Raw genomic sequence first — 495 nt, forward strand, 5'->3', positions numbered from 1 at the left:
CCCAGCTGGCCCACACCGCCAGCGCCATGGGCGAAGTGGCTGCGGAGAACATCATGGGGATCCCTGCCGTGTATGACGAAAAGACCAACCCCACCTGCGTGTATATGGAGCCGGAGGCTGCCTCTGTCGGTCTGACCGAGGAGCAGTGCAAGGCCAAGGGCATCGACTACAAGGTGGGCAAGTTCCCGCTGGTGGCCAACGGCAAGTCCCTCATCATCAATGGCGGCGAGGGTCTGGTGAAGATCATCGCCGACGCCAAGTACGAGGAAGTGCTGGGTATGCACATCATCGGGCCCCGGGCTACGGACCTGATTGCCGAGGGCGCTCTGGCCCTGCGGCTGGAGGCCACCGTGGATGAGCTGATCTCCACGATCCACTCTCATCCCACGGTTTCCGAGTCCGTGCGGGAGTGCGCCCTGAACGTCCAGAAGCGCGCCATCCACATCAAGAACTGATTGCGTTTCCCGATGACAAGGGCCGCCGCTATCAAGCGGC

At 62.6% G+C, this 495-nt stretch carries 1 pseudogene; it reads left to right on the plus strand.

Annotated elements, in window-relative coordinates:
- A pseudogene (locus tag HMPREF1546_RS18500) lies at positions 1-455 on the plus strand (dihydrolipoyl dehydrogenase); the annotation flags it as partial.
- Positions 456-495: the final 40 nt, after the last annotated feature.

The sequence above is a fragment of the Oscillibacter sp. KLE 1745 genome (assembly GCF_000469445.2).
Lineage (GTDB): Bacteria > Bacillota > Clostridia > Oscillospirales > Oscillospiraceae > Oscillibacter > Oscillibacter welbionis.